The organism is Photorhabdus sp. HUG-39, from assembly GCF_963878365.1.
GTDB classification, from domain to species: Bacteria; Pseudomonadota; Gammaproteobacteria; order Enterobacterales; family Enterobacteriaceae; genus Photorhabdus; species Photorhabdus kayaii.
This window is the reverse complement of the sequence record NZ_CAWNWY010000019.1, coordinates 86,916-93,850: the sequence shown is the minus strand read 5'-3', so window position 1 is coordinate 93,850 and position 6,935 is coordinate 86,916. Positions and strand designations below refer to the sequence as shown.

Below are 6,935 nucleotides of genomic sequence, written 5' to 3'. Positions count from 1 at the left end.
TGGCGCCATTTTTCCCCAAAGTTCATCACTGAGCCGCCATTTGTTGTTTGCCATACTCTCTATACCTTCAGAAATTATCCGTTCTAGAATATTATACAATATGACAATTCCTTTTGGGATAGGCTCTTAGTGTAACCCAATATGCCATAATCAATGATGTTCAAAAGCGCTTTTCTGACAGAAGGAGGACTCTGAAAATCCATATCTGCTACCCATAATGGTGTTGGCTTGTTATCGGTATACAGTGAGTCTTGAGGGTATGTCCATTTAGTGGATGAAAAAACAGAACGATCGAATACAACATCAAAATTGAAATTCATACATCCACCATTAATTATTTTTTTTGATTAAAAAAGTATAATAAATCAATAGAGTTATCAAGCTAATTAGGGATAATAATGAAAACAGTAGAGTAGAATTAAATAAATCAAGCATGATCCCTCCGTAAATAGGTGCTAAAGCTGATCCGATACTTGACATATTGGAAGCACCAAAAAAAGCTCCCCTTAAATGGTGAGGTGTGAGCCTATCAACTTCGACATTAAACGTAGGTATGGCAATTATTTCCCCAAAACTCAGAATGACAGTTGCGACACAGAGATAATAAACTGTATTGATAGGTGAGAATGCAAAAATGATTTGAGCTATGGCAATTAACATGATACCGATTAATATTTTTATTCTTGGTGTAAAATTTCTTAATAAAACTAAAGTTGGTATTTGCAAAGTGATAATTGTCAATGAGTTGACAATAACTAATAAAGCAATAAAATTGGTAACATTGTTGATATTTGATCTAGATAAATATTGAACAAGCGTAGAATCAAAGTTAGCATAAACAAACATAACAAGAACATTACATAATAGAAGTATCATGAATGTTCGGTGAGAAATAATTATGTTCAATGTTTTTGTAAAGCTAATGTCATTGCTGAATTTTTTTATTTTCTCTTCCTTTTTTGAAGATAATAAAAAGACACGCAATATAATACCATAAACAAAATAAACAATGGCTGTAATTAGAAAAGTTTCTCTCTGTGCCGATAGGCCAGAGGCTAAGCCAATATAAGGACCAATTGCAGCGCCAACATTGACCAAATAATATCGATAGTATTGTATTGACTCTCTCTTTAGGAGAGTCAATATAATCGCCAATTAAGAGCCTATCTCAATAGGCGTAATTGTTGCAGGCCATTCTTATCAATGAACAGTGAACACGGACAGCGCGGAAAAACCGGAGCGTACACGTAGTACGTGAGGATTTTGAGCACTACCCAGGTTCAAAATGGCAAATAAAATAGCCCTATTGAGATAGGCAGTAAGGCTTTGCTACACGCTTCTAACAGAGCACGCCCAATACTAATTCCGGATATAGCGATTAAATATAAGATAGGTGAAGATGAGAAGGACATCATGATGAATGAGATAATGCTTATCATCACCCCGATAAGCATTATTGTTCTGCGGCAAAAAATATCAGACAAATATCCGGTATAAATGCCTGTCACTGAGCCTAAGATACTCGACAGCGCCAATAATCCGCCAATCCCTGTCGCTGACATGTTAAACTGCCGATAAAGGATCATCGCTAAAAAAGGCCAAACCATAAAATAGGCGGCTCTTGTTAACAGTGTCCCCAGTAACATGATAAAAATTGGGGGAGGTAAATGTTTTAATAAAGATAATCTGAATAGAGATGCCATTGGTTCACCAGGATACGTATTAAGTTACTCTAACTCTATTTCGATAATAACACTCTCTTTAAGGTGGTGACTATCAAATTCAGCCTGCTCCGCTGTTACGCCACACGCAATAGCATACCCTAATCGTTGAGAGCTATTTTTCAGTGATTCAATATGTTCTCCAACATTAACATCAAAATGGACAAAGCCATTCTTGGTGTAATTTATCTTTTTAACAATGCCAGAAGGTGCTGTGATATAAGAAATAGAGGCATATCTATTGAACTTCTTACTCAAGTCAGGTGAAATATCTAACGAAACTTGGATAACTGCTTTCCACATATCAATACCGGTAGCCATTTCCACTAATTCAGGAATATGATCTCCTCCTAACCGAGCGCCTACTTCAATGACTTTGACACCATCACTTGTTACCTTAACCTCGGTATGTCCTCCTCCATTATAAATACCTAACGCGAGCAAGGCTTGTGTTACCACTTTTTCTATTTCAATTTTTTGTTGTAATGGTAGATTAGCAGGCAATGTATGCCCTAATTCAACAAAATAACCATTATTTGATACGTATTTTTTAGTAATTGTGATAATGTTCACAACACCATTAAAGGAAATAGATTCAATACTGTATTCTTGTCCTTCTAGATATTCTTCTATCAAAAGTAAAGAAGATCTTTTTACTCCAAATGGAGGAGTTATTTCACAGACTTCACGGAAATTCCTTTCCAATTCGATGACATTATCATTACGTAAAACACCTCGACTTCCGGCCATGTTAATAGGTTTTATAATGTTTGGATACCCAATTTTGGCTGCTTCTATTTTTGCACTATCAACATTCGAAATTAGAGCGTATTTAGGGATAGGAACATTTTTTTGCCCAAAAGATTCTCTCATTAGGTGTTTGTTTCTTGCTTTCAATGCATTTTCATATGTTATTCCCTTAAGACCTAATGCTTCTGATACTTTAGCCGTAAGGGGAACATAGAACTCCATAAATGTAATAACACCCTGTATTTTTTTCTTAGCATTGATATGCTCAGCCATATTTAGAACAAGTTCATCGTCATTAGTATCTGCTTCGAAGAATTCATCAATATAGAGTAAATCATTATCAGATACTTTATTATAGTACTTCCTTGATCCAATGAATATAATATAAGCGCCCAGCTCTTTTGCTTTTTTTAACCCAATCGAACCGGATGGTTTTTTTCTATTACCAATAATCTATTAGACATTTTTAATCTCTATCGATCTACTAGAGAGGTTATTCATTAGCTCACGAGAAAAACACCCATTCTTTAACACACCGTTTAATCTTTTATTAACAAGATCGTTAATTTCATCAAGATAAATATGAATATCTTGAAGCTTTATATCAGTAAAAGGTGTATTTAATGGTTTATCACCATGAAAATCATAGACAATCGGTTTATTTATCATTTTTATTTTCCTTGCCTAGAATGTTTGAAATTAAAACTTATTATTTACATGATTATTTTCAAGTGTTTTTTGATAGCCAAGAAAAAATATTTTTGTCACATTAACGGAGAAGTAAGACAGAACATTTGTTCAGCTATTGATTGAGTAAAGCTAAGTCGGTAGAGGGTTTTGGAACCACCGAATTTAACTACATAACACGTAATGATCAGAAGAAAGCAAAGTGTTTAACACTCCTAAAAAAAGTAACTCAATTGCAAGCATTAGCAGGGAAATAGGCAAAAGTCGCTGCTTTGTAAAAGCTGTTGCTCTTGGGGCAAAAATAAGTACGCGACTAAAGCCTATTAAGCCAACCCCTTTGGTTTGCCAAATTGCAATTGAACTTGCTACGAAAGGCTTTCACCGTAAAGAAATCGCGCGAAGGTTGTCTATTTCAACCGGGGGTGTTGAGCCGATCGTTTCTACTACGGATGGACTGGTAAATTGGCGTAAACAGTGTAAACATGAATCAAAAAGGCGACGCTATCAACTTCAGATTCTTCTTTATCGTCAATACCACCCAGAAGCCATCCGACATGACATAAAGTCTGACTGTAATGCGGCATTCTTCTGGCTGTATAAACATGAAAGAGAGTGGCTAGAGATAAACTTGCGCGAGCCTACTCCGCTACACCAAAGCCCAAGAGCAAAGTAAGTCATAAAGTGAACATCTGCACTTTTTATATCTAATTTACACCTCAGAGTGACTGCTCTTATTGTGCATGATTAATTGTTATACATTGTAATCCTCCCTATTTTATGAGAGGTTTACAGATGGTAGGCACTGATCGATGACTTTTCCGACGCCGACATGTGTGCATGTTGTGTCGCTCCCGCAAATAAACACACTGCCATCCTGATGTTGTCTGAACTGATAGGTCAACCCGTCGTCACAACACCACACACCTGATAAATCCATCTCCATTGCTGTTCCTTATTCTGTTTGTGTCACCCAGTCTCTTGATTGATGCCCCTGATTGGCATGCTGGCTAACTGGCCTGAGTTCTTGCGTTTGATTGAAATATTGGGAGAGTCTATTTTTCAGCCGGAACAAAAACTATTACAGAGTATTACAGCACCTGCAAAAGGGTTCACTGCTATACTTTGAAAGAATATGAATTCAATGGCGGATGCAATATGTCTCAAAGCGATATCTCTCAAAAGAATACAAACAGAACGATGCAACTGGAAACGCGGGCCATTCATAGTGCTTCAGAACAATTTGAAGACCCATATCAGGCGATTTCCCCGCCACTGTATGTGAACGCCTCTTATACCTTTGAGACCTGTGAAGAGGCCGCCATGGTGTTTGCGGGTGAAAAACAGCGCTATGTGTATGGCCGGGTCCATAATCCAACCCAATCGTTATTAGAATCCAGACTGGCTGATCTGGAAGGCGCAGAAGCCGGAGTGACGTTCGCATCTGGGATGGCGGCGCTCAGCAGCGTTGTCTGGAGTTTACTTCAGTCCGGGGATGTTGTGATTGCGCACAATAAGATGTATGGCAACAGTTATAATTTGCTGACTCAGGAATTACCGAAATTTGGTGTGCAGGTGATTTTGATTGACATGACTGATCTTCAACAGCTCAGGGAGGTGCTGTCTGACAAGACAGTACTGGTGTTTTTTGAATGTCCCTCCAATCCTTTACTGGAACTCATTGACATTCAGGCGGTGGCATCTCTTCTCCAACCTTACCATGCGCAAATGGTAGTCGATAGCACCTTAGCCTCGCCCATGATGCTCAGGCCGATTGAGCACGGCGCAGATATGGTGATTCATAGCCTGACCAAATACATCGGCGGCCATGGGGATGTCCTTGGCGGGGTGGTGCTGGGCCGTGAAGAGACGATGAAAACGGTTCGGATGCATGGCTTGCGATGTTTGACGGGTGCCACACTGTCGCCTTTGTCGGCTTTTCTTGTGTTGCGTGGGTTGAAAACACTAGGCATTCGAATGCAACGGCATAGTCTCAATGCGCTGGCGGTCGCCCACTTTCTCGAGGATCATCCCATGGTCAAACAGGTGTACTATCCCGGATTAGCCACTCATCCCCAATACGCGCTGGCGACCCAGTTGCTGGATCTCTATGGCGGGTTGATCTCGTTTGAATACCGAGGAGATCAGGCTGCAACGCAGGCGTTTCTCGATCGACTTCAGTTGGTGAAGCGGGCTGTGAGCCTTGGGGATGTTGAAACGCTGATTCAGCATCCGGCCTCGATGACGCATTCGGCTTACCCGGAAGAGGCCTTACAGGCGTATGGGATTCACCAATCTTTGGTCAGAATGTCTGTGGGGCTGGAAGATGTGCAGGATATTGTGGCGGATTTAGCGCAAGCCTTTTATGAGAATATGTGAGGATGAATCGTTCTATGTCTATTTTTGAGTCTGCTTTCGGTATGTTGCGTGCTCACCTTTATCGCTTCTTTTGATTACATTGAACTCGCTACATTGACTCTTTTGGGATGTATCCATTTGAATCGGTTCAGGTATGTTACGCACCAACCTTCACCGCTCCCTTTTACTGCATCGTGTGCGCCCCAGCCTGTTTTTGAGGGCTCAAAGACAGGCGAAAAACTCTTTTTGATTCAACATTATCATAGCAAAACGGGATCGGTTTCTAAGCTCCTCCTGAGTTGAGAAACCTAAAAATTCTTCCTTGAATTTTTTCCCTCACTCCGAGTTCAAATCATCTACCAGTGCATCTTTTGATTTCTTCAAAAAACGAGCACCCATTCAAATGAAGAAAAAGCCCGCAGGAGTCGGGATTGAGGATTTTGAGTACAGGGATGTGCTTGAAAATCCGATTCTGGCAAGCGTATGAAAGAAGACCTTTTCCATGCTTTTGGGTCTTTCCAAAAGCATGTGGGGCGTGTTCGATAATGTCAAATTGATCGAGAAACGTCACCGCGCACCAAACCAGATCCAGCATCTAAATTAAGCAAATCAGTGGACAGGCTTTTTACTGATGCGAAGCTGCATCGGCCATTGAATCATCCGGGATTGATGCGCATCTCCCCACAGCGGTAGCAAAGCTTGTTCAACAGCATCAAGCGGATTGTGATGCCGAGCCAGTTGATACCGCCGGGTGGCGGACCAACTGTATAAGTAGCCCATTAATTGCTCGAATCTCCATTCCGCCTGCATATAAAAGGTGGGGGATGGTATGGCTTCAAATCCTGAAGGCAGTGGGTAGTGGGTGACGTCCGCTTGTTTGGCTTCGGTGGGCCAATAGTCTTGCAACGTGGTCTGTCGATACGTATGAATCACAGCGTCCATGGTATCAGACACATGGCAGTGACCATAACTCCAACAGGCCAGCACCCCACCGGGTTGGAGTACCCGAGCAACTTCTGCATAGAAGCGGAGCAGGTCAAACCAGTGCATGGCTTCTGCAACCGTGATTAAACCGATGGACTGATCACGAAATGGCGGGTGCTCAGCCGGGCAGACCTGATAAATCACCCCTGCGCAGGCTTTAGCAAGATTGATTTGTGCCGCGCTGGCATCGGTGGCGATAACCGTCGAAAAGCAGGTGGCAAGGCCTTGAGCGGCCTGTCCGTTGCCTGTCGCGCAATCCCAAACAGGAGGATCGCCTGTCACCCATGACCGTAAATATTCGAATAGGGCAGCCGGATACTGCGGGCGAAACTGCTGATACACCGCGGCCTGCTCAGAGAAAAAATCCTTAAACGCGGCCTCGTTGGGCGATGTCGGGGCCGCCTGAGTCACGGATTTGCTGACCATGGTCATTCGCCC

7 protein-coding genes are annotated in these 6,935 nt (G+C 41.6%); 2 read left to right on the top strand and 5 right to left on the bottom strand.

Translation table 11 applies throughout. The features are described 5' to 3' along the window. Window positions 1–330 precede the first annotated feature (330 nt). The 4 genes from AAC155_RS13820 to AAC155_RS13805 form a co-directional block, all read right to left on the bottom strand. Entirely contained in the window at window positions 331–1,155 is an 825-nt protein-coding gene (locus tag AAC155_RS13820) for an MFS transporter (RefSeq protein ID WP_113042834.1), read from the bottom strand. A 125-nt stretch (window positions 1,156–1,280) separates the two neighbouring features. Beyond that, window positions 1,281–1,703, bottom strand: a complete 423-nt coding sequence (locus AAC155_RS13815) for an MFS transporter (RefSeq protein WP_113042832.1) — start codon at window positions 1,701–1,703, stop codon at window positions 1,281–1,283. A gap of 24 nt (window positions 1,704–1,727) precedes the next feature. Continuing rightward, on the bottom strand, window positions 1,728–2,891 hold the full coding sequence (locus AAC155_RS13810; protein WP_262987501.1) for an ATP-grasp domain-containing protein: 1,164 nt from the start codon (window positions 2,889–2,891) through the stop codon (window positions 1,728–1,730). 36 nt (window positions 2,892–2,927) lie between these two features. After that, window positions 2,928–3,140, bottom strand: a complete 213-nt coding sequence (locus tag AAC155_RS13805) for a hypothetical protein (RefSeq protein WP_113042828.1) — start codon at window positions 3,138–3,140, stop codon at window positions 2,928–2,930. A 220-nt stretch (window positions 3,141–3,360) separates the two neighbouring features. On the opposite strand from AAC155_RS13805, the gene AAC155_RS13800 reads away from it, so the two are divergent. After that, window positions 3,361–3,831: a TnsD family Tn7-like transposition protein gene (locus AAC155_RS13800; RefSeq protein ID WP_113042825.1), complete on the top strand. Its 471-nt coding sequence runs from the start codon at window positions 3,361–3,363 to the stop codon at window positions 3,829–3,831. Window positions 3,832–4,313: 482 nt separating this feature from the next. Continuing rightward, on the top strand, window positions 4,314–5,534 hold the full coding sequence (locus AAC155_RS13795; RefSeq protein ID WP_202967588.1) for a trans-sulfuration enzyme family protein: 1,221 nt from the start codon (window positions 4,314–4,316) through the stop codon (window positions 5,532–5,534). Between the two features lie 588 nt (window positions 5,535–6,122). On the opposite strand, the gene AAC155_RS13790 is transcribed toward AAC155_RS13795, so the two are convergent. Then, window positions 6,123–6,923, bottom strand: coding sequence for a class I SAM-dependent methyltransferase (locus AAC155_RS13790; RefSeq protein WP_046975494.1), 801 nt, complete (start codon window positions 6,921–6,923; stop codon window positions 6,123–6,125). Window positions 6,924–6,935: the final 12 nt, after the last annotated feature.

What these genes read in the sequence shown, in the direction of transcription:
- AAC155_RS13815 (WP_113042832.1), bottom strand. Translation starts at nt 1,703, where the DNA reads ATGGCATCTCTATTCAGATTATCTTTATTAAAACATTTACCTCCCCCA.
- AAC155_RS13805 (WP_113042828.1), bottom strand. Translation starts at nt 3,140, where the DNA reads ATGATAAATAAACCGATTGTCTATGATTTTCATGGTGATAAACCATTA.
- AAC155_RS13795 (WP_202967588.1), top strand. Translation starts at nt 4,314, where the DNA reads ATGTCTCAAAGCGATATCTCTCAAAAGAATACAAACAGAACGATGCAA.
- AAC155_RS13790 (WP_046975494.1), bottom strand. Translation starts at nt 6,923, where the DNA reads ATGGTCAGCAAATCCGTGACTCAGGCGGCCCCGACATCGCCCAACGAG.